The organism is Nocardiopsis listeri NBRC 13360 (genome assembly GCF_001570765.1).
Classification (GTDB): Bacteria; Actinomycetota; Actinomycetes; order Streptosporangiales; family Streptosporangiaceae; genus Nocardiopsis; species Nocardiopsis listeri.
The window spans coordinates 1-20,966 of record NZ_BCSH01000020.1 but is presented as its reverse complement, the minus strand read 5'-3'; the positions used below and the strand labels follow the sequence as shown (position 1 = coordinate 20,966).

Annotated in this window: 18 protein-coding genes and 2 pseudogenes; 8 read left to right on the top strand and 12 right to left on the bottom strand. The window is 70.2% G+C overall.

What is annotated here, in order from left to right:
- Positions 1 to 163 precede the first annotated feature (163 nt).
- Positions 164 to 1,315, top strand: a complete 1,152-nt coding sequence (pstS, locus tag NLI01S_RS07095) for a phosphate ABC transporter substrate-binding protein PstS (RefSeq protein ID WP_067601114.1) — start codon at positions 164 to 166, stop codon at positions 1,313 to 1,315.
- Positions 1,316 to 1,513: 198 nt separating this feature from the next.
- Here pstS and NLI01S_RS07090 read toward each other — a convergent pair whose 3' ends face one another.
- The 5 genes from NLI01S_RS07090 to NLI01S_RS07075 form a co-directional block, all read right to left on the bottom strand.
- On the bottom strand, positions 1,514 to 3,202 hold the full coding sequence (locus NLI01S_RS07090; protein WP_067601111.1) for a glycosyltransferase: 1,689 nt from the start codon (positions 3,200 to 3,202) through the stop codon (positions 1,514 to 1,516).
- Positions 3,203 to 3,350: 148 nt separating this feature from the next.
- Positions 3,351 to 3,518, bottom strand: coding sequence for a hypothetical protein (locus NLI01S_RS25965; protein WP_190318382.1), 168 nt, complete (start codon positions 3,516 to 3,518; stop codon positions 3,351 to 3,353).
- Between the two features lie 78 nt (positions 3,519 to 3,596).
- A complete protein-coding gene (locus tag NLI01S_RS07085) occupies positions 3,597 to 4,598 on the bottom strand; it encodes a C40 family peptidase (RefSeq protein ID WP_067601108.1) in 1,002 nt (333 codons plus the stop codon).
- Positions 4,599 to 5,096: 498 nt separating this feature from the next.
- Complete coding sequence (locus NLI01S_RS07080; protein ID WP_067601105.1) at positions 5,097 to 6,995, bottom strand: S9 family peptidase; 1,899 nt, start codon at positions 6,993 to 6,995, stop codon at positions 5,097 to 5,099.
- A gap of 185 nt (positions 6,996 to 7,180) precedes the next feature.
- A complete protein-coding gene (locus NLI01S_RS07075) occupies positions 7,181 to 7,639 on the bottom strand; it encodes an Rv3235 family protein (protein ID WP_067601102.1) in 459 nt (152 codons plus the stop codon).
- 154 nt (positions 7,640 to 7,793) lie between these two features.
- On the opposite strand from NLI01S_RS07075, the gene NLI01S_RS07070 reads away from it, so the two are divergent.
- The 5 genes from NLI01S_RS07070 to NLI01S_RS07050 all read left to right on the top strand — a co-directional run bounded on the left by NLI01S_RS07070 (position 7,794) and on the right by NLI01S_RS07050 (position 14,807).
- A complete protein-coding gene (locus NLI01S_RS07070) occupies positions 7,794 to 8,609 on the top strand; it encodes a glycerophosphodiester phosphodiesterase (protein WP_190318381.1) in 816 nt (271 codons plus the stop codon).
- 5 nt (positions 8,610 to 8,614) lie between these two features.
- Entirely contained in the window at positions 8,615 to 10,009 is a 1,395-nt protein-coding gene (locus tag NLI01S_RS07065) for an MFS transporter (RefSeq protein ID WP_067601096.1), read from the top strand.
- 90 nt (positions 10,010 to 10,099) lie between these two features.
- Positions 10,100 to 13,174: a DEAD/DEAH box helicase gene (locus NLI01S_RS07060; protein ID WP_067601332.1), complete on the top strand. Its 3,075-nt coding sequence runs from the start codon at positions 10,100 to 10,102 to the stop codon at positions 13,172 to 13,174.
- Positions 13,171 to 13,863 (top strand): SWIM zinc finger family protein, encoded by a 693-nt coding sequence (locus tag NLI01S_RS07055; RefSeq protein ID WP_067601093.1) that lies wholly within the window; start codon positions 13,171 to 13,173, stop codon positions 13,861 to 13,863. The genes NLI01S_RS07060 and NLI01S_RS07055 overlap by 4 nt, the downstream gene beginning before the upstream one ends.
- Positions 13,864 to 13,970: 107 nt before the next feature.
- The gene (locus tag NLI01S_RS07050) at positions 13,971 to 14,807 is read left to right on the top strand and encodes an SAM-dependent methyltransferase (RefSeq protein ID WP_067601091.1); all 837 of its coding nucleotides are present in this window, start codon (positions 13,971 to 13,973) and stop codon (positions 14,805 to 14,807) included.
- 24 nt (positions 14,808 to 14,831) lie between these two features.
- On the opposite strand, the gene NLI01S_RS07045 is transcribed toward NLI01S_RS07050, so the two are convergent.
- From NLI01S_RS07045 to NLI01S_RS07020, 7 genes and pseudogenes are all read right to left on the bottom strand, one after another.
- Positions 14,832 to 15,704: an isocitrate lyase/PEP mutase family protein gene (locus NLI01S_RS07045; RefSeq protein ID WP_067601088.1), complete on the bottom strand. Its 873-nt coding sequence runs from the start codon at positions 15,702 to 15,704 to the stop codon at positions 14,832 to 14,834.
- The gene (locus tag NLI01S_RS07040; RefSeq protein WP_190318380.1) at positions 15,676 to 15,945 is read right to left on the bottom strand and encodes a carboxymuconolactone decarboxylase family protein; all 270 of its coding nucleotides are present in this window, start codon (positions 15,943 to 15,945) and stop codon (positions 15,676 to 15,678) included. Before NLI01S_RS07040 ends, NLI01S_RS07045 begins: the two co-directional genes overlap by 29 nt.
- Before the next feature lie 9 nt (positions 15,946 to 15,954).
- Complete coding sequence (pcaD, locus tag NLI01S_RS07035; RefSeq protein ID WP_067601083.1) at positions 15,955 to 16,731, bottom strand: 3-oxoadipate enol-lactonase; 777 nt, start codon at positions 16,729 to 16,731, stop codon at positions 15,955 to 15,957.
- A 185-nt stretch (positions 16,732 to 16,916) separates the two neighbouring features.
- Positions 16,917 to 17,064, bottom strand: a pseudogene (locus tag NLI01S_RS26560) (dioxygenase family protein); the annotation flags it as partial.
- Positions 17,065 to 17,256: pseudogene (locus NLI01S_RS26555) on the bottom strand (thiolase family protein); the annotation flags it as partial.
- A 60-nt stretch (positions 17,257 to 17,316) separates the two neighbouring features.
- On the bottom strand, positions 17,317 to 18,078 hold the full coding sequence (locus tag NLI01S_RS07025) for a CoA-transferase subunit beta (RefSeq protein WP_067601077.1): 762 nt from the start codon (positions 18,076 to 18,078) through the stop codon (positions 17,317 to 17,319).
- The gene (locus NLI01S_RS07020; RefSeq protein WP_067601074.1) at positions 18,075 to 18,920 is read right to left on the bottom strand and encodes a CoA transferase subunit A; all 846 of its coding nucleotides are present in this window, start codon (positions 18,918 to 18,920) and stop codon (positions 18,075 to 18,077) included. Before NLI01S_RS07020 ends, NLI01S_RS07025 begins: the two co-directional genes overlap by 4 nt.
- Positions 18,921 to 19,103: 183 nt before the next feature.
- Here NLI01S_RS07020 and NLI01S_RS07015 point away from each other — a divergent pair, with 183 nt between their 5' ends.
- Both NLI01S_RS07015 and NLI01S_RS07010 read left to right on the top strand, forming a co-directional pair.
- Positions 19,104 to 19,907, top strand: coding sequence for an IclR family transcriptional regulator domain-containing protein (locus NLI01S_RS07015; protein WP_067601071.1), 804 nt, complete (start codon positions 19,104 to 19,106; stop codon positions 19,905 to 19,907).
- A 183-nt stretch (positions 19,908 to 20,090) separates the two neighbouring features.
- A partial coding sequence (locus NLI01S_RS07010) for an aldo/keto reductase (protein ID WP_067601068.1) occupies positions 20,091 to 20,966 on the top strand: 876 nt, incomplete at its 3' end.

Genomic DNA, 20,966 nt, shown 5'->3' with positions numbered 1-20,966 from the left:
ACGGATACGTCCGGTTCCACACACACCCGCGTTGGGGAAGGCGGTCCGATCATGGTTGAATTCATCGGCGGTGTTCCATTACCAGCGACAACGCGCCGGATATCGGCGGCCGACGGTGAAGACGACGAGGACCACCGCCACCGACGAAGGGGATAGAAGCAGCGTGCTCCCGCCCAACAAGCGCACCCGCGCCCAGGACCGTCCCGGACGCCGGGCCAACGTCTACCGGGGCGCCGCCTCGGCCGTACTGGCCGGGTTGATGCTGGCGACCACCGCCTGCGGCGGCGACAACGCCGTCGAGGGTGCGGGGCCGGCGGTCCCCGACGACCTGGAGTGCTTCTCCGGCAGCCTGAACGGCGCCGGTTCCAGTGCCCAGGAGAACGCGATGACCACCTGGATCGCGGGTTTCCAGTCGGCCTGCGAGGACGCGCGCATCTACTACGACTCGATCGGTTCGGGTGGTGGGCGCAACCAGTTCATCGATGGCGCGGTGGACTTCGCCGGCACGGACGCGGCCATGGACCCCGACGAGAACACCGATGCCCTGGCGCGTTGCGGTGACTCCGACACCATCAACCTGCCCGCCTACGTGGTGGCCATCGCGGTGGTGTTCAACGTCGAGGGCATGGATTCGCTCAATCTGAGCCCGGACGTCCTGGCGAAGATCTTCAACCAGGACATCACGCACTGGAACGACCCGGAGATCGCCGAGGACAACCCGGACGCGGACCTGCCCGACCTGGCCATCACCCAGGTGAGCCGGGCCGACGACTCCGGCACCACGGAGAACTTCACCGAGTATCTGTCCGAGGCCGCTCCCGACTCCTGGCCGCACGAGCCCGGTGGCCAGTGGCCGCTGGCCCCACGCGAGTCCGCGCAGGGCAACAGCGGTATCGCCGACACCGTCTCGCGTGCCGAGGGCGCCATCGGGTACGTGGAGATGTCGCACCTGCACGGCCTGTCCGCCGCGAACATCGGTGTGGGCGACGAGTTCGTGGAGATCACTCCCGACGCGGCCGCCCAGGTCGTGGCCGACTCCCCTCGCCGCGAGGAGAACACCAGCGAGTACGACCTGGCGTTGGACCTGGACTACGGCACCACCGAGCCGGGGAGCTACCCGCTGGTCCTGGTCAGCTATGAGACCGCCTGCCTGGACTACCCGGACGAGGGTGCGGCCGAGCGGGTCAAGGCGTTTCTGAACTACGTGGTCAGCCCCGAGGGTCAGGAGGCGGCCTCCGCCGAGACCGACTCCACGCCGGTCAACGACAACCTGCGGGAGAGCCTGCTGGCCTCGATCGAGGCGATCAACTCCTGATCTCGGGGCACCCGTCCGCCACCTGCGGGGACCTTCGATAGGTATGGGAATCGCGGGCGCGTCACCACGGTGGCGCGCCCCTTTCACGTTCGTGATCCGATACCTTGTGCGCAGACCGCATTGCGCAGAGTCACAGATGGCGCGAAGTGACGGTATACGAAGGAGTCCGTCCCCGTTCGGGTGGGTGTCTTCCCCCATCTACCCGGCCGTGGGCGGACCTCCCGGGTCGGCGGACTCCTCGTCCTCGGGCATATCCCGACCACAGGCACGGCAGGCCCGATGCCACAGCGCCCGGATCCTTCGGCCCAGGCCGCGCGGCCGCACCGTGCCGTGCGGGGACCTCCCCCGCGGGTGACGGTCCTCGGCCGCCCCGTCCCCGACCTGTTCCTCCTCCGGGCCGCCCGCGACACCCGGGTCCTCCTCGTATCGGACCTCGGACGCCGGCACGGGCATCGGCGGCACCGAACGGTGCAGGGTCAGATCGGTCAGGGTGCCCTCGCCGCCGTGGATGCGGTAGCGCCCGTGCAGTTGGGCGACCACGTCGGTCAGTTCCTCGTCCTCTCGCCGCACCCGCATGGCCCGGGCCAGGGCACGGGTGCGCCACAACCGCACCCCCGCGTCCCGTGTGGGCGAGGAGGCCTGGAAGAGCTCGATGAGACCGGACCGGGAACGTTCGGCGCCGGCCAGCAACCGTGACAGGGTCAGCTCGCCCAACCCCCAGGCCACCGGCAGCTGGAGCAGGAACGGGGAGGGGAAGCCGGTGCGCGGGGCCACCGAGGCGAAGGTGATACGGGGTTCGCGCAGGTAGTTGGCCTGGATCAGGCGCAGGTCCAGACCCTGGTGTTCGAGGGTCGGCTCACGCACTCCCGCCCAGTCGGCGACCAGGGTGACCACCAGGTCGGCCTCTGTGCCACCCAGCAACCGGTCGATGCAGCCTCGAACCAGGTCGTAGGAGGCACCGGAGACATCGACCACGGCGTGCACCAGCGGGATACGGCGCCGTTCTACGGGCACCCGCTCGCGGTAGGCGTGCGGGTGCGGCATGAGCTCGGCCAGGACCTCGGTGCGGAAGCGCTCGGAGGGCAGGCGGGTGCGGGCGGTGACGGCCGGGCCCACGTGCCAGGCGGTGGCGGCGGGTTCGGGCACCATGACCGCGCCCGCCTGCCACAGGCGGTAGCCGAACTCGGTGTCCTGGCCCAGGTCGAGGTCGGGGTCCACACCACCGGCGGCCTCGTAGAGACTGCGTCGCAGAGCGGCCGCGGCACCGATGTGGGCGTGGAAGCCGAGGTGGTCGGCATCGCGCAGCCGGTCGCTGTGGTCCAGGAGTCGCTCGACCCACGCGTGGCGTCGGTCGTCGGTCAAGATCCGCTCCGGCCCACCCGAACGCAGGGCGTCCAGGAGGGATCCGACGCTGTCGGGTTCGGTGTCGCTGAAGCGGACTCGGCCCAGGGTGACGCACTCGGCGTGGGCGTGCAGCCAGCGGGCCTGCGCCTCGACGAAGTCGCGGGTGGCGACCATGTCGGCGTCCATCCACACGAGGATGTCGCCGGTGCTGGCGTGGGCCCCGTAGGCGCGGGCGTATCCGGCGCCCCAGCCGTGGTCGGGGGCGGGCACGATCCGGCAGCGGCGGGGACGGTGTTCGGGCAGGCGCAGGGGTGGTGAGGAGTGGTCGTCCACGACCACGACGTCCAGGAGGTGGTCGGGGTAGGTCTGAACGGACAGGGAGGCCAGGGCGAGGTCGAGTCGGTCCTGGCCACCGCGGGCGGGGATGACCACGCTCACCGTGAGTTCCGGTGTCCAGCGGCCTGTGGTGGGGGGTGTCAGCGCGTTCCAGTCGTTGCGGAAGACCCGGGCTCTGACACGTTCCACCCGGCCGCGGTGCGACACCCCGTCGACATGAGACCCTACGTGCTTATTCAGTGACACAGAGTCACTATAGCGATGATTCCTCACCGAGTGTGAGCGTCACGCTCGCCCGCTGTGTCGGTTTCTCGCCGTTTCCTCCGCCGCCCGGGAGAGGGGCGCACGGACGGGCTCAGCGACGGGAATCGGTCTGGAGCATCTTGATGCCCAGGAAGACCACACCGATGACCAGCGCGATCATCAACAACCACACCAGTAGTCCCACCAGTACCGACAGGATCCAGAAAACTCCGATCACCACCACCACACCCGCGGCGATCTGGAGGATGAGTCGTCCCATGCGGGGAAGAATACGCGACCCGTCGGAGCGGGGACACCCCGGCTCACCTCCCCACGCGGTGATGAGCCGGGACCCCCACTAGCCCGGCCGGACGGCGCCGGTGAAGACGCTGTCCCAGTAGGAGGCCAGGTCGATCTCCTCCAGCGGTTTGGACGGGTTGGAGCCGTGGACCATCATGCCGTTGCCGGAGTAGATGCCCACGTGGCTCGGTGCGGAGGCGCTGTAGAAGAACAGCAGATCGCCCGGTTGGAGCTGGTCGCGCGAGACCGAGGTGCCCGCGTTGACCTGGTCGTAGGTGGTGCGCGGCAGGCTCACGCCGGCCTGGGCCCAGGCGGCCTGGGTCAGCCCGGAGCAGTCGTAGCCGTCAGGTCCGGTGCCACCCCACACGTAGGGCTTGCCGATCTGGGCGCGGGCGAAGTCGAGGACGGCCTGCACGTCACTGGAGACCGCGGCCGTACCACCGGAGGAACCGGCGTCGGCGGTGGAGGCCTGCGACGCGGTCGGGTCGACCCCGCCCAGCCGTTCCAGGACCTCGGCCTGCTCGTCCAGGGCACTCTCGCCCTGGGTCATGGCCTCCTCTGCCGCGGTGAGGGCCTCGGCGGCCTCCTCCTCCGTGGCCTGGGCGGCGTTGTACAGCTCCTCGGAGTGGTCGACGTCGACCACGTAGTCGGACAGCATCTCCCGCTGGCCGGCGGAGATGAAGTCGACGTCGGCGATGTTCTGTAGCGCGCTGTCGGCGTCGCCACCGAAGAAGATGCCGAAGCCGCCGCCCGAGTCGTTGGTGTAGGAACTCTGCACGATGCGGGAGATGCGCTCGGAGCGGTCATCGAGGGCCTCTTGCGCCTCTTCGAGCTGCTCCTGCAGCTCCTCCAGCTCCTCCTCGGCGGCCGCGTGGTCCTCTTCGGCGGTGTTGTAGGCCTCGTTGAGGACCGACAGCTCTTCCTGGAGCTCTTCGTAACGCTCCCGGGCCTGCGACTCGGAGGGATCGGCCAGCGCCACACCGCTGGAGAGCACCACGGCGCCCAGCGCGACGAAGCCGACCGTGGTGAGACGGCGGGTGGGTTCGGGGTTGCGAGTCAAAACACCGACTGCCTTTCTCCCACACCCGTTTACCGACACAGGGCAGCCCGAAGGCACGCCGAGGTCGGCGTGGGGCTGCGAGTGAGGGGATCCGGCGGGCGGCGAAGAAGGGCCGCGAGGGGTCGCCGAGCGTGGTGACGGCCTCTGCTCCTGGGAAAAGGGCGGCTGTTGAGCGAGCTGAGCAGAGTGCAACGGCAGGCCGGAACACTGTCACCGGGCGGCGACGATTCGGGGCGAACCGACCTGAGGGAACACTAATTCATCCCCCGGGGTGGACGCGACCTTTTCGTGACCTTCCATTGGGACACCCACTGACCTGCGAGCGAGTGCCACTTGTCCGGGAATCCCCCAGCGAACGAGGATGAGGGCGCATTGTTCCCGAAGGATCGGGGTCAAAACCAGACCAAGCCCCCGCTTTACCGTGACGCGACTCACGCCGAACAGGGGAAGGGGGCCGAACACACGTGCGTGTCCGGCCCCCGACCCGAGGGGCGACCCCTACAGGTGGGTCCTCCACCAGTCCAGGACCGCCTCGAAGCGGGCCACCCTGTGGCTGGGCAGACCCGAACGCGACAGTTCGTGCCCCTCCCCCGGGAAGAGCAGCATCTGCGCCTCGTGCCCGCGCTTCCGGAGCGAGACGAACAACCGCTGGGCCTGTTCCAGCGGGCAGCGCCAGTCCTGTTCGGAGTGGATGATCAGGAACGGCTTGTCGATCTGATCGGCGTAGGTGAGCGGGCTCTCCTTGGGCCAGGAGTCCGGCGGCCCGTACAGCGGCTCGGGGAAGAACGCCCCGATGTCGGACGCACCCTGGAAGCTGTCGATGGCGTTGACGGCGCGCTCGCTGATCGCCGCCCGGAACCGCTCTCCGTGGTGCGCGGCCATCCACGTGGTCATGAACCCACCGTGCGAGCCCCCGTGCACGCCGACCCGAGAACCGTCCAGCCGCTCGTCCTCCAGCGCCGCGTCAAGGAAGGCCAGCAGGTCGGTGGCCGTCACCGACCCCACCGAACCGATGATCGCCCGCCCGTGTTCCTGTCCGTAACCGGACGAACCCCGCGGGTTGCAGTAGACGACCGCGTACCCGGCCTCGGTGTACACCTGCGTCTCGTCGAAGAGCTGCCACCCGTACTGGGCGAAGGGCCCGCCGTGGATCATCAGGATCACCGGGTGCGGGCCCTCGCCCCGGGGCGTGGACACCCAGCCGTGCACCGGGTGACCGTCGGGGGCGTGCGCGAGCAGTTCGGTTACCGGGAGCGGCTCCACACCCTCGAAGAACGAGGTCAGGGCGCGGGTTCCACCTTCCTCGACCACGTACAGCTCACCGCTGTCGTGTTCGCCCGCGGCCACCGCGACGGTGACCCCGCCGGCGTGGTCGAAGCCCTGTACCTCCACGCGACCGCCCAGCAGGGTGGTGCGCTCCCCCTCCGGGGTGACCCGGTACAGCTCCAAGGCCCCGCGGTTCTCCCCCGCCACCAGCACGCCCCCGTCCGTGGCCAGGGTTCCCAGGCCGTTGATACGCGGGCCTTCGGTGTCGGTCAGGCGCCGAGGCTCGCGGGAGCCGTCCAGTGGCATCGACCACAGACCATCGACCCGGCCCACGAAGTCGGTGCCTTCGTCGCCGAGTTCGTGGGCGACGAAGTACACCGTGGTGCCGTCCGAGGACAGGCCCACCGACGCCACTCCCAAGTCGCCTCGGGTGACACGGCGGAGTTCGGCGCCCTTCTCCGGCGCGCAGGCCCACACGTCCTCGTACAGGTCGTGCTCCCTGTTCTCGTGCAGGGACGCGTCGAAGACCAGCTCGGTACCGTCGGGCGTCCAGAGGGGACGGCCGTGGTCGGCTTCGGCGTCGGTCACCTGAACCGGTTCGCCCACCTCACCGCTGGGATCGATCGGGGCGCTGACGAAGATCTGCTGTCGCCGGTCGACGAGGAAGCCCAGATTGTCGACCCGGTACTTGAGGGTGCCGATCCGGCGCGGCGCCTCCTTGTCGGGGGTGCCGTCGACGTAGCGCCCCTCCTCGGGGATCCGGGCGGTGTAGGCCAGCCGGGTGGAGTCGGGGCTCCAGGAGAGGCCACCGGCGCCGAGCGGGTGGTCGGTGATCTTCCAGGCCTCGCCGCCATCGGCGGGCAGGACGTGGATCTGTGCCCTCTTGTTCTCGTCCGGGCGCAGGAAGGCGATCCAACGACCGTTCGGGGAGTAGCGGGGCGCACGGTCGCGGAGCCCGCGGGTGAGCCGACGCGGTCGCTCCGAACCGTCTGTGGCCACGCTCCACAGGGAACCGAGGTATGCGTCCTCCTCCAGGTCCGGGTGGACCAGGGCGAAGACGGCGCGGGAGCCGTCGGGTGCCAGGGACGGTGCGCTGATGCCGTGCAGGTGTGCGATGTCAGCGGGTTTCATTCGATGAGTGGCGGGCGCGGGGTGCCGCCCGCCGCCTCCTTCCCTTGGGTACTGGGAACCCGTCGGCCGGGCCGGCCCCCGGTCCGGGGGACGTTTCCCTGGGGACCTTATCCGCGCCCAGCATGGAAAATCCATGACTATTCCGGCTTTCCGGACGGATTCGGCGTGTGCTCCTCCCCGCACCGTCAGCGGCGTCGGTCGGTCTCCAACCTCGTGCAGACCCACCGCCCCTCCTCCTTGCGCAGCCGGAAGGCGAACACCCGCGCGCGGTCGCCACAGTCGATCACCGCGCTGGCCTCCATTCCGTCCACTCCCAGCCGCTGGTGGAAGACCCTGGTCAGACGCGGTGTCATCACACAGACGACGCTGCCCCGCAACCGGCGCAACTCCTCGCGCACCGGCACGGTCAGGTGCGCGCGCAGCACCTCGGGCGCACGGCGCCCCACGAGCACCTCGGCCATGTGCTGGGCGAGCCGGTGCACGTCGGTCGGTGTGCGGTGGCCCTCCAACAGCGGCGCGCCGCAACGACCCACCGACATGCGCCGCAGCGGAGTGCGCGCGGGGGTGCGCACCGGAGCCCACGGCGAGCGCCGACCCTCGCAGGAGACACGGTGGCAACGGTGGGTCCCACAGGAGTGCGACATGAACGGTTCCCTTCCTCGGGGGGACGAACTACCTACACCCCTTCAAGGAGCGGCCGAACCCGTGCCCGTGCCACCTGGCATTCCGGCTTTTCCCGTTCGGGCACCACCCGACCACCTCGAACGCCTCCGACACCACACCGGCATACTGGACGACGTGACACACGCCTACCTTTCCTCCCCAGTCCCCGTGGCCCTCGCGCACCGAGGCGGGTGGCTCACCGACGACCAGGGAGTGCGCCGCACCGAACTGGAGAACACGGCGGTGGCCTTCCAACACGCCGTCGACCTCGGCTACACGTACCTGGAGACGGACGTGCACGCCACCCGAGACGGTGTGCTCACGGCCTTCCACGACGACACCCTGGACCGCACCACGGACCGCACCGGCGCCATCTCCGCACTGCCCTACGCCGAGGTGGCCCGCGCCCGGGTGGCCGGCAAGGAACCCGTTCCCCTCCTTGAGGACCTGCTCGGCACCTGGCCCCAGGCCCGCTTCAACATCGACCTGAAGTCGGACGGCGCCGTCCTGCCCCTGCTGGAGGTGCTGCGCCGCACCAACGCCTGGGATCGGGTGTGCGTGGGCTCCTTCGACCAGGACCGCCTGGACCGGGCCCGACGGTTGTACGGTCCTCGCGTGGCCACCTCCTGCGGCCCCGTGGACGTGGCCCGCCTGCGCGTGGCCTCCCTGTCGATGCTGCTGCGTCCCATCGCCGGGCGCACCCCGGTGTGCGCCCAGATCCCGCTGGAGCGCAACGGGCTCCCGTTGCTGAGTCGGGACGTCATCCGCACCGCGCACCGGATCGGCATGCAGGTGCACGTGTGGACCATCAACGAACCCCAGGTGATGGAACGCCTCCTGGACGCCGGTGTCGACGGCATCGTCACCGACAACACCTCCGCCCTGCGCGACCTGCTCATCCGACGGGGCCGCTGGAACCAGGACACGCGCCCCACCCCGAAGAACGGATAGCCCCCATGTCCACCACCCCCGAGCGGGTCGAAGGTCAGGACCCTTCACCCGACCCCGCCCAGCGCAAACGCGAACAACGCGGCTGGTACATGTACGACTGGGCCAACTCGGTGTTCATGACCTCGGTGGTCACCGTCCTCATCGGCCCCTACCTGAGCGACCTGGCCTGTGCGTCGGCCGGGGCCCCTGGCGCCGAGGCGTGCCGGGACGGCTCCCTGGCCCTCACCCCGCTGGGCCTGGACTTCCTGAGCGTGCACCCCAACGCGCTGTACCCGGCGTTGACCACCGTGGCGATCCTGCTACAGATCATCCTGCTGCCGTTGGTGGGCGCCCTGGCCGACCACACCAGGCACAAGAAGAGCTGGCTGCTGTGGCTGGCCATCGCCGGATCGGCCTGCACCACCGGGCTGTACTTCGCCACCGACGGCTACCTGCTCGCCTCGATCCTGTTCCTGGGCGCCAACCTGCTGTTCGGGTTGTCGATCGTGGTCTACAACGCGTTCCTGCCGGAGATCGCCACGGCCGACGAACGCGACAGGGTCTCCGCCTTCGGTTGGGGCCTGGGTTACCTGGGCGGCGCCCTGCTGTTGGCGGTGCACCTGGTGCTGGTGCTGACCTCCGACGACGTCGGTATGGCGGCCCGCGTCGCCTTCGTCACGGTCGGCCTGTGGTGGGCCGGGTTCACCGTGGTGGCGATCAAACCTCTGCGCGACCGCTACGGGGCGCTGGCCGCGCGCGGGGACGGACGCGCCAAGGTCGGTGAGTCACTGCGCCAGTTCGGGCGGACCGTGCGCGACATGCGCAAGTATCCCAATACCGTGCTTTTTCTCTTCGCCTTCATCTTCTTCAACGACGGCGTACAGGCCGCGATCCGCTACGCGGCGCCCTTCGCCACCCAGGACCTGGGACTGAGCCAGGACGTGCTGATCGTCACGATCCTCATCATCCAGTTCGTGGCCTTCGCCGGGGCGTTCGCCACCGCACGGATCGCCGACCACATCGGCCCCAAGAAGACCGTGCTGGGCAGCCTGGTGGTCTGGGGCCTGCTGGTGGGTCTGGGCTACGTGATGCCGGCCGGCAACGTGCCCCTGTTCATCGCGCTGGGCGTGGGCATCGGCCTGGTGCTGGGCTGCACCCAGTCCCTGGCCCGTTCGATGTTCTCCCAGCTCATCCCCAAGGGTCGAGAGGCGGAGTACTTCAGCCTCTTCCAGATCTCCGACAAGGGATCCACGTTCTTGGGGTCGCTGGTGGTCACCATCGCGGTCGCCATGACCGGCGGCTACCGGGTGGCGATCCTGTCGCTGCTGGCGTTCTTCGTGCTCGGCGGATTCCTGCTGTGGCGCGTGCGTATGCGCGAGGGCATCCTGGCCGTGGGCAACACCGTGCCCGCCAGGCTCTGAGGGCCGGCGACCCCACCCGAACACGCCGAACGTCGCCGGTCCCCGCCATACTGGGGCCGGCGACGTTCGGCGTGTTCAACGGGGGGTGTGGTGCGGGTTCTGCACGGGATGTGGTCCAGGGACACACTGTTGGTGTGGGCCGAGGGCGCGGTGGTGAGCGGCCCGGCGCCGGGCGCGCACCCCTTCGCCGAGGACGTGGCCGGGCTGCGCGCGCTGCTCGCCGAGGCCGGGGCCCCAGCGGAGAGCTTCGTACCGGACGAGCCGTCCCTGATCCTGCCCGAGGCCGATGGTATGCCCCTATGCTCCCTCTCCCCCGACCCGGGAGAACGAACGTCGGGACCGGCCACCGGGTTCGGGACCTGGCGGGTCCCCGCCCTGGCCTTGGACACGGCCGGAGCCGACCTCTTCCTCGGTTCCCTGCGCACGCGACCGGCCGACGCCGACACACCCCGGATCGGGCCCGCCCTGACCCACCTGTGCGGCGTGCACGCCTTCGCCGAACACCTGGTCCACACCGGATGCGTACTGCCCGACCTGGTCGGCACCCCACCGCGTGCTCGTTGGCGTCCCGCACCGCTGGACACCGCCGAGGAACACCTGTCCGCCCTCACCGAAGCACTGCCACCGGCGGCCATCGCCCACCTGAACGGTCCCGAACGCGCCGAGGCCGCCCGCTCCTGCGTGCTGGCGCCCCTGGAACTGCTCACCGACGCCGTGGCCCGCCGGCTGACCCGGCCCCCCGAACACGTCCACGGGGACGGGCTCCCCTCCCCCGCCGCACGGCTGGCCACCGCCCTGACCACCGAACGCACCCGCCTGGACGACGACGCCGCAGACGCCCTGCGCGGTCCCCTGCGCGAGTGGCGGGACCGGGTGCGCGGCGGTGGCCGCGCCCGACTGGTGTTCGTACTGCGCGAACCCGAACCCGAGGGGCCGCGGAACGGCCCCCGTCCCTGGACCCTGGAGTTCTGGGTCCGCTCCACTACCGATCCAGGTCTGCGGCTGCCCCTGGAACAGGTCTGGCTCGGCGAGGGCGCCGCGTGGCTGCCCCGGGACGTGGCCACCACCGCCCTGGCCGACCTGCGCCGCGCCGCCCGCCATCTGCCCGCCCTGCGCCGGGCCCTGACCGACCTGGCCCCGGACCGACTGTTCATGGACACCGCCGCGGCCCAGGTCTTCGTGGGCGACGGGGCCCGACGGCTGACCGAGGCCGGGTTCTCCGTGGTACTGCCCGAATGGAGCCGGCGCGACGGCCTGGCCCTACGGATGACCGTCGCCGAGGAACCCGAGCGGCGCCGTCGCGGCGGGGTGAGCCCCATGGACCTGGTGGACGTGTCCTTCGAGGCGCTACTGACCGGCCCCGAGGACACCACCGCGCTGAGCGAGGACGAACTCACCGAGCTGGCCGAACTGGCCCGGCTCAAGCGCTCACTGGTACGCGTGCGCGGCCGGTGGATGGAGATGGACCCCGAGCGGGTCGCCTCGGCGCTGGAGCTGATGCGGCGCGGCGCACGGCGACCGATGGGCCGGGAAGAGGCACTGAGGACCGCCATCGGGGCCGCGCCCGTCCCGCTGCCGGTGGCGGACGTGGTGGCCGACGGTCCCCTGGGCGCCCTCCTGAACGGTGGCGCCAAGGCCGAGCCGCGCCCCATGGGCACCCCCGTCGGGTTCAAGGGGGCGCTGCGCCCCTACCAGGACCGCGGTGCCGCCTGGCTGCGGTTCCTGGGCGAACTGGGCCTGGGCGCGGTGCTCGCCGACGACATGGGGTTGGGCAAGACCGTGCAGTTGTTGGCGTTGCTCACCGACGAACGCGCCGACGGGCCCGCGCCCGGCCCCACCCTGTTGGTCTGCCCGGTGTCGCTGGTCGGCAACTGGCGACGCGAGGCGGAGAGGTTCGCCCCCGACCTAAGGGTGCACGTCCAGCACGGACCGCAGCGGCCCACGGGCAACGCCATGGCGCGCATCGTCGGCAATTGCGACCTGGTGGTCACCACCTACGGAGTGGTGGCGCGCGACGCCGACGAGCTGGCGGGCATGCCCTGGCACCGGGTGGTGTGCGACGAGGCGCAGGCGTTGAAGAACCACGGCACCCGGCAGGCGCGAGCGGTGCGTTCACTGCCGGCCGCGACCCGTATCGCGCTCACCGGAACCCCGGTGGAGAACAACCTGGGCGAACTGTGGTCGGTGATGGAGTTCGCCAACCCCGGGCTGTTGGGCACGGCCGCCGACTTCCAACGCACGGTGGCCGACCGCGCCGAGGCCGAGGTGGACGGTGGCGCGGCGCCCGTCGACGGTCCCGGCGGCTCGGGCGGCTCGGGCGGCGACGGTGGTGGAGGCACCGACCTGGTGCGCCGACTGACCGGCCCGTTCGTGCTGCGCCGGTTGAAGACCGACCGGTCGATCATCGCCGACCTGCCCGAGAAGCATCAGATGCGCACCTGGTGCACGCTCACCCCCGAGCAGGCCTCGCTGTACAAGGCCGTGGTGGACGAGATGGGCGAACGCCTGGCCGAGGCCGACGACAAGGAACGCAAGGGGCTGGTGTTGGCGACGATGTCGCGGCTCAAGCAGATCTGCAACCACCCGGCGCAGTTCCTGGGCGACGGGTCGGCCCTGGCGGGACGTTCGGGCAAGTTGGAGCGCCTGGAGGCGATCCTGGGCGAGGCCGTGGCCGAGGGCGACAAGGCGCTGTGCTTCACCCAGTACGCGCGTTGGGGGGAGCGTTTGGCGCCCTACCTGCGTTCCCGATTGGGGGTTCCGGTGCTGTGGCTGCACGGGGGCACCTCCCGGGCCGACCGCGAGCACATGACCGAGCACTTCCAGACGCTGCGGGGACCGGCCGTGTTCCTGCTCTCCCTCAAGGCCGCCGGAACCGGGCTGAACCTGACCGCCGCCAACCACGTGGTGCACGTGGACCGCTGGTGGAACCCGGCGGTGGAGAACCAGGCCACCGACAGGGCGTTCCGCATCGGTCAGCGTCGCGACGTACAGGTGCGCAAGATGGTGTGCGTGGGCACCGTGGAGGAACGTGTGGACGAGATGATCGAACGCAAGAGCGCGCTGGCCGACGCCGCCGTGACCACCGGCGAGGAATGGCTGGGCGGATTGTCGGTACAGGACCTGCGCGAGGTGGTGCGCCTGGCGCCCGAGGCGGTGGCCGGATGAGCTGGTCGACTCTGGTGGGTGAGGCCTTGGAGGGTTCGGGGGGCGCCGAGACCGTCACCGGGTTGCGGGTACGCCCCGGCGAGACGTTGGCCCGGGTGGGCGCTCACCATGTGAGCCTGATCCGCGCCGTGTGGCCCGAGCGGGAGTGGGCCCGGGTCGGGGCCGCGTTGGCCTCCCAACCGGTGTTCCACGCCCGGGTGCTGGCCGGCGAACTGCCCGAGGAGGCGGCGCGGGTGTTCGCGCTGTTGGGGTTGGACCTGGTCCCGGCGGGGTGGAGGGACCTGGTCACGACCTGTTCGTGCGAGCACTGGCGTGGACGGTGCGTCCACCTGCGTGCGGTGGCCGCGGCACTGGGCGAACAGGCCGACGCGGACCCGTTCGTGCTGACCCGATGGGCGGGCCTGGACCGAAGGTCGTTGATCGCGCTGGTCCGGGACCTCTCCACGGGTGAGAGGGAACTTCCGAGCGACGAGAACGACGGGGAGGACTCTTCCCATTCGAGAGAAGAAGGCTACGGTGACGTTTTGGCCGCGGGGGCGATAACCACGGATCGGTTTTCGCCCGACTCCTTTTGGAACCCGATACCACAACCCCCTGTTCCCACCCTCCCCTCAGGCACCGGGGACCGCGTCAGAGCCGCCGCACCGGGGCTTGTCGCCGACGAACTCCCCCAATTCGAGACGCCCTGAACGGTCCGCCCGTTTTTCTTTCACCGAACGCCGGTAAGTCCGACGAAACACGGTTACCATTCACCTGGAGACGAACTCGAACGACTAGCCCTGATTGGTATTCTCATATGGCCGATCGCTTCCCCCCGCACATCGACATGGACACCCCCAGCATCGCACGAATGTACGACTACCTGCTGGGCGGAAAGGACAACTTCGCCTCCGACCGCAAGGCATGCGAAGAACTCGCCGCGGGCATCCCCGAACTCGTCTCCTTCGCCAACGACAACCGGGCCTTCCTGGGCCGGGCCGTGGACTACGTGAGCTCGCTCGGCATCGATCAGTTCCTCGACCTGGGTGCCGGCCTGCCCACCACCGACAACACCCATCAGGTCGCCCAACGGGCCAACCCCCGGGCGCGGGTCCTGTACATCGACCACGACCCGATCGTGCTCGCCCACGGGCGCGCCCTGCTCGGTGACACCGACACCACCGCGTTCCTGCTGTCCGACATCCGCGACACCGACCGCGTCCTGCGCTCACCCGAGGCAGTCAAACTCATCGACCCCGACCGGCCTGTCTGCGTCATGATGGTGTCCCTGCTGCACTGCCTTCCCGACGACAACGACCCCTTCGGGATGGTACGAGAGTTGGTGGAACGGCTCGCCCCCGGATCGGCGATCATCTTCTCCCACATCGTCTCCGACGACCCCGAGGCCGCCGCCTGGATGACCGACAAGATCCTGTCCTTCGGCACCCCCTGGGGCCGGGTGCGCAGCCCCCAGGAGGCCGCCGCCGTGTTCGAGGGGTTGGAGGTGGTCAGCGCCTGGACCGACGGTCGCGAGGAGGAACCGCGCCAAGTGGACTGCTCCACCTGGCGCAACCCCGACCGCGACCCCCTCTCCCGGCCCGCCGATCCCGGCGTCAAACGCTGGGAGCTCTCCGGGGTCGCCTTCAAGCCCTGACCGGTTCGGCCGGACGTGGTGCCCTCAGGGCGGTGGCGGCGTGGACGGGGTGGAATCATCCGCCCCCAACCACCGGTGCACCTCCCCCGCCGGCAGGGCCTGCGTCAATCCGTCCAACCGGCCGTGTTCGGCGATCTCGCGGGCCGCTCGCAGGGCGTGGGTGAGAGCGGTCCGCGACAGACCCGATCCCAGACTGACCCGACGCGCACCCAACGCGCCCAGTTCGGCCACCGTCATCCGGGCGGCCGCGCCGGCCGCCAACACGTTCACCGGCACCCGCACCGCCGCGCACACCGCACCGATCGCCTCGGCGTCCGGCAGTCCCGGGGCGAAGACCACGTCCGCCCCCGCGCGTTCGAAGGCCCGTAGTCGGGCGATGGTGTCCTCCAGGTCGGGACGCCCGTGCAGGAAGTTCTCCGCCCTGGCGGTCAACGTGAAACGGAACGGCAGCGCACGGGCCGCCTCGACCGCGGCCTCGACGCGCTCCACGGCCTGACCCAAGGGCCGGATCGGAGTGGCGACGACACCGGTGGCGTCCTCCACCGAACCACCGACCACCCCGGTGCCACCCGCACGGGTGATGGTGCGGGCGACCTCGGCCGGAGTGTCACCGAACCCGCCCTCCAGATCGGCCGAGACCGGCAGGGGTGTGGCGGCCGCGATCGCCGCCGCGTTACCCAGGGTCTGCCCCAGACCCACCGCGCCGGTGCCGTCGTACCGGCCCAGCGCGTGCGCCAGTCCGGCGCTGGTGGTGCCCAGGGCGGCGAACCCAGCGGCCTCCAAGAGCCGAGCCGAACCGGCGTCCCAGGCGTTGGCCAGCACGAACACGTCCGGCCCTTGATGGAGTGCGTAAAAACGCTCGCCCCGCTCACGCAGGGCCTGATGGGTGTTGTCCATGCTTCCTTGTACCGTCCCTGTACGACACACGCATCCCCGCCGGTTCGCCCCAGTGCCCCTTCACGACCAGGGCGGTCGGCACCATGCGGCTGCGGGTGCGCCGGTCCAGCCCCGGGCGGGTCCAGATCTCACCCCAGGCGTACCGGGTGATCAGGTCCTGGAAGGGTTCGGCGAACTCGCTCTTGCGCGATTCGGCCCGATCCACGTGGGTGTCACCGAGCACGCCCCGACGCACCCGCATACCGGCGGCCTACCGATCCGCGGCGGTCAGGTGTTCGGTGATGAGCGTGTTCACCCGGCCGGCTCGTTCCCAGGAAAGCAGGTGCGCGGCCCCCTCCAACACCACGGAGCGGGCTCCGGGGATGCGTTCGGCCAGTAGCGCGCCGTGCTCTTCGGGCGGAGTGGAGGGGTCCTGGGCCCCGGAGACCACCAGGGTGGGGGTCCGGACACGGTGCAGGTCCTCCCGGGTGTCGTGGCCTTCGATGGCCCCGCAACAACCCGCGTACCCCTGGTCGGGGGTGGCCACGATCTGGTCGCGCAGCACACGGACCTCATCGGGGCGCTCCTCGACGAAGCCGGGGGTGAACCAACGTTCCACCACGGTGTCGGCCAAGGCGGCGGTGCCCTTCTCCCGCACCGTGGCGGCGCGGTCACGCCAGTTCCGCGCCGGACCCATGTGGGGCGAGGTGGCCAGCAGGACGAGGCGGTCGACCCGCTCGGGGGCGTTGATCGCCAACCACTGGCCGACCATCCCACCGATGGACAACCCCGCGTAGTGGGCACGTTCGATGCCGAGCCGGTCCAGCAGGGCCACCACGTCCCCGCCCAGGTCGGCCATGCTGTAGGGACCCTCCGGAGCGGGCGATCCCCCATGGCCGCGATGGTCGATCCGGATCACCCGGAAGTTCGTGGACAGGGCCTGGGCCTGCGGCTCCCACATGTCCAGGGTGGTGCCGAGGGAACCTCCCAGGACCAGGGGCGGGGCGTCCGCCGGGCCGCTCACGGCGTGGTGGAGTTCAACACTCATGGATTTCCTTCTTCGCTGTCGATACGACCCGGCCGGCCGATCCCATCCGGACCGGTCCTACCCGTGACCCGGTCGGTGAACACGGGGGCGGCGCCCAGGTAGGCGGACGGGTCGAGCAGGGCACGACGACACCGAAGGTGGTGGGCAAGGCCTGTTGGAGGAGGGTGCGCCCCGGCATGGGCGTGGTGCGGATAACGGCCACCGGCGTTGGCCTGCCAGACCTCCACGAGGGTGCGCGGGACGGGCCTGCCACCGGCTGTCACGTACCTGACCGTGCACGATGATGCGCTGACCTTGGGGTTCGTCGTCGTGTTGGCGGGTCAGGTCGTGGTCGTCGTCCTTACCCGCGCCATTGGCGTTGCCGAGCAGGACCTCGTCGATGGTGGCGGGGTCCAGGTGGGGTGCGCGCTCGACCAGGGCACGGACCACGTGGGCGGCCAGGTCGTCGGGGCGGGTGCCCGAGAGGGCGCCGCCGTACCGGCCGAAGGGGGTACGGACGGTGTCGGGAACGTGGACGTCGGTCACCGGTGTCTCCTGAGGTGTGGGACGCACGTTTCCCTAACAGCGTTAGGTAGACGTACCGGGTCAGATATGGGCCGCACCGGTCAGGGAGCGCAGAACCGACAGTTCGGCACCGGTGGGCTCGGGGGTGCGCCGTGGATCCTCGGCGACCCGCAGGTCCCAACCCGTGGCCTCTCGCACGTGGGCGACCTCCACCCCCGGGTGCACGCCCACCAGGGTGAGCTCGCGGGTGATGGGGTCGGGTTCGAGTACGCCCAGGTCGGTGATGACCCGCACCGGACCGGCGCCGGTGAGCCCCAGCCGCTCCCGATCACCGGGGCCCGCACCGTGTCCGACCGAGGTGACGAAGTCGACCTTGTCGACGAAGGCCCGCCGGTCGTGTCGCATGATCACGATGACCTCGCGGCAGGAGGCGGCGATCTCGGGGGCACCGCCCGCCCCTGGCAGACGCACCTCGGGGTCGGCGTAGTCGCCGATGACGGTGGTGTTGATGTTGGCGTAGCGGTCGACCTGGGCGGCGCCGAGGAAACCGACGTCGATCCGCCCGGCCTGGAGCCAGTAGTTGAACACCTCGGGCACCGACACGACCGTATCGGCGGTCTCGGCGAGGATCCCGTCACCGATGGACAGCGGCAGGTGGCCCGGGGAGGCGCCCAGGGTCCCCGACTCATAGATCATCCACAGGCCGGGGGCATGGGTACGGCTCGCCACGTTGGCGGCGGTGCTGGGCAGGCCGATGCCGACGAAACAGGACATGCCATCACTCAACGAGCGCGCGGCGGCCACCGTCATGATCTCGTCGGAGGTCCAGGGCAGGGTGCTCATGCGCCTTTTCCCACGGGGTCGGATGTCGATGGGGGCTCCGATCCGGTGGACCCGGTGAGTTCGGCCAGCCAGGCACCGAAGGCCTCACGGTCGCGCCCCACGGCGTCCCAGTCCTTGTAGGCGGAGTTGTCGCGCTCGTAGTAACCGTGGGCATAGGAGGGGGCGGCGCCTCCGGGGGCCACACTGACCGCGTCCACGACCCGTGCGGGCAGGACCACCTGGCCGGGTACGGGTTCGAGCTCGTCGACGACCTCCTCCACGGTGACCAGGACCCGGACGGCGGCCATGGCGGCCTCCTTCTGGATCCCGGTGATGCCCCACAGCTGTACGTTGCCGGCGGCGTCGGCGCGCTGAGCGTGGATGACGGTCACGTCGGGGTTGAGCGCGGGGACGGCGGCCAGTTCCTGCCCCGTGAAGGGGCAGACGATGGTCTTGACGTGGGGGTTGTTGCCGATCAGACCGGTGCCGCTGTAGCCGCGCAGCACGGCGAAGGGGAGCCCGGAGGCGCCCGCGACGTAGCGGTTGGCCATCCCGGCGTGGCTGTGCTCCTCGATCTCCAACGGCACAGGCCAGGAACGGGTGACGGCGTCCCGGAAACGGTGGAGCGAACCGACCCCGGGGTTGCCGCCCCAGGAGAAGACGAGCTTGCGCGCACAACCGGCGCCAACGAGCTGGTCGTAGACGATGTCGGGCGTCATCCGCACCAGGGTGAGGTCGCGCAGACCCTGACGGATGATCTCGTGCCCTGCGGCCACGGGGATGAGGTGGGTGAAGCCTTCCAGGGCGACGGTGTCGCCGTCGTGGACGAGCCGCCCGACCGCCTCGTCCAGGGGCACGGCCATAGCCACCCTCCCGTTCTCATGGCGAATGTATGTTCACAGTGCGAACACCTTGGATGCGACAGTAGCGCCGGTCACAGAACGGGTCAAGGGATTCAACATGTGTTCGGCATGAGAACATCGTCCCTGGGCCGAGCAGCGCCCGACGGCGGAACGCACCCGCCCCCCCCCGACCTGGAAGGCTCCATGACCACCGAAGACGCGCCTCAACGCGGAGCCCACTTCGTCCAGTCCCTGGAACGGGGACTGACCGTCATTCGCGCTTTCTCCGCCCAACGACCCTCCATGACCCTCAGCGAGGTCGCCCGCGCCACCGACCTCACCCGCGCGGCCGCCCGACGCTTCCTACTCACCCTGGTGGACCTGGGCTACGTGCGCACCGACGGGCGCATGTTCTGCCTCACCCCGCGCGTGTTGGAACTGGGCTACGCCTACGTCGCCTCCGCCGGCCTGCCCGACGTCGCCCAACCCCACCTGGAGGACCTCTCCCAGCACGTGCGCGAGTCCGCCTCCGTATCGGTGATGGAGGGTGACGACGTCCTCTACGTGGCCCGCGTGGCCACCTCCCGGATCATGGCCGTGGCCATCACCGTGGGCACCCGCTTCCCCGCCGCGGCCACATCCATGGGCCGTGTCCTACTGGCCGGGCTCGGCGAAGCCGCCCTCACCGGCTACCTGGACCGGGTCGAACTCCCACCCTTGACCCGCTTCACCATCACCGATACCGCACGGCTGCGCTCGGAGATCATCAAGGTGCGCGAACAGGGCTACGCCATCGTCGACCAGGAACTGGAGGAAGGTCTGCGCTCCCTGGCCGCGCCCATCCGCGACACCGACGGCAAAGTCATCGCCGCCGCCAACGTCTCCGCCCACGCCGGCCGTTCCTCCATCGACGACGTGCGCCGCGACCTGCTGCCCGCCCTGTTGGAGACCACCGCCCGCATCGAGGCCGACCTGGCCGCCGTGGCCCGCCGCGACGCCACCCGCTGAAGGCCTCGCCCGCCCCCTGACCTGGCACCCGTACATAGGGATCGGGCCTTGCGGAGTCCGAGTCCAGGCTGGGATCCTGCCCCGAACCCGGCGGCGACACGAGCACGCGAAACCGAGCCGCGCCGCCGGTGAACTGACACCATGGCAGGAATTCGGCCCTGGCGCCGCTTCGGAAGGGACACCGTGACCGACGCACACACCACCACCCCCATCGCACGGCAGGCGGGCACACTCACGTTGGGCGGTGACCTGCACGTCCATCGCTTGGGGTTCGGGGCGATGCGTATCGTCGGCGAGGGGGTGTGGGGCCCGCCCCGCGACCGCGACGAGGCTCTGGCGGTGCTGCGCCGCGTCGTCGAACTGGGCATCGACTTCATCGACACCGCCGACTCCTACGGCCCCCAGATCAGCGAGCAGCTCATCAAGGAGGCCCTGTACCCCTACCCCGAGGACCTGGTCATCGGCACCAAGGCCGGGTTCGCCCGCACCGGTCCTTCCGAGTGGCACAAGCTGGGCCGCCCCGCCTACCTCAAACAGCAGGTGGAACTGAGCCTGCGCAGCCTGGGTCTGGAACGCATCGATCTGCTGCAACTGCACCGGATCGACCCCGAGGTGCCACTGGCCGACCAGCTCGGCGCCCTGGTGGAGCTGCGCGAAGAGGGCAAGATCCGCCACATCGGGCTGAGCGAGGTGAGTGTGGACGAGCTCTCGGCGGCCCGCGCCATCACCCCGATCGTCTCGGTGCAGAACCAGTACGCTCCCTCCTTCCGCCAGTCCGAGGACGTGCTCGAACAGTGTGAGAAGGACGGGATCGCGTTCCTGCCCTGGGCGCCGGTCGGGCGCGGGGAGATGGCCGCGCCGGACTCCCCGCTCGCCTCCATCGCCGCCGAACACGGCATCAGCCCGGTTCAGCTGGCGCTGTCCTGGCTGTTGCACCGCTCCCCCGTGATGCTGCCCATCCCCGGCACTTCGAGGGTGGTGCACCTGGAGGAGAACACTGCCGCGGCCGCGGTACGGCTCTCCGAGGAAGAGGTCGAGCGGATCAGCCGCTTCCTGTCC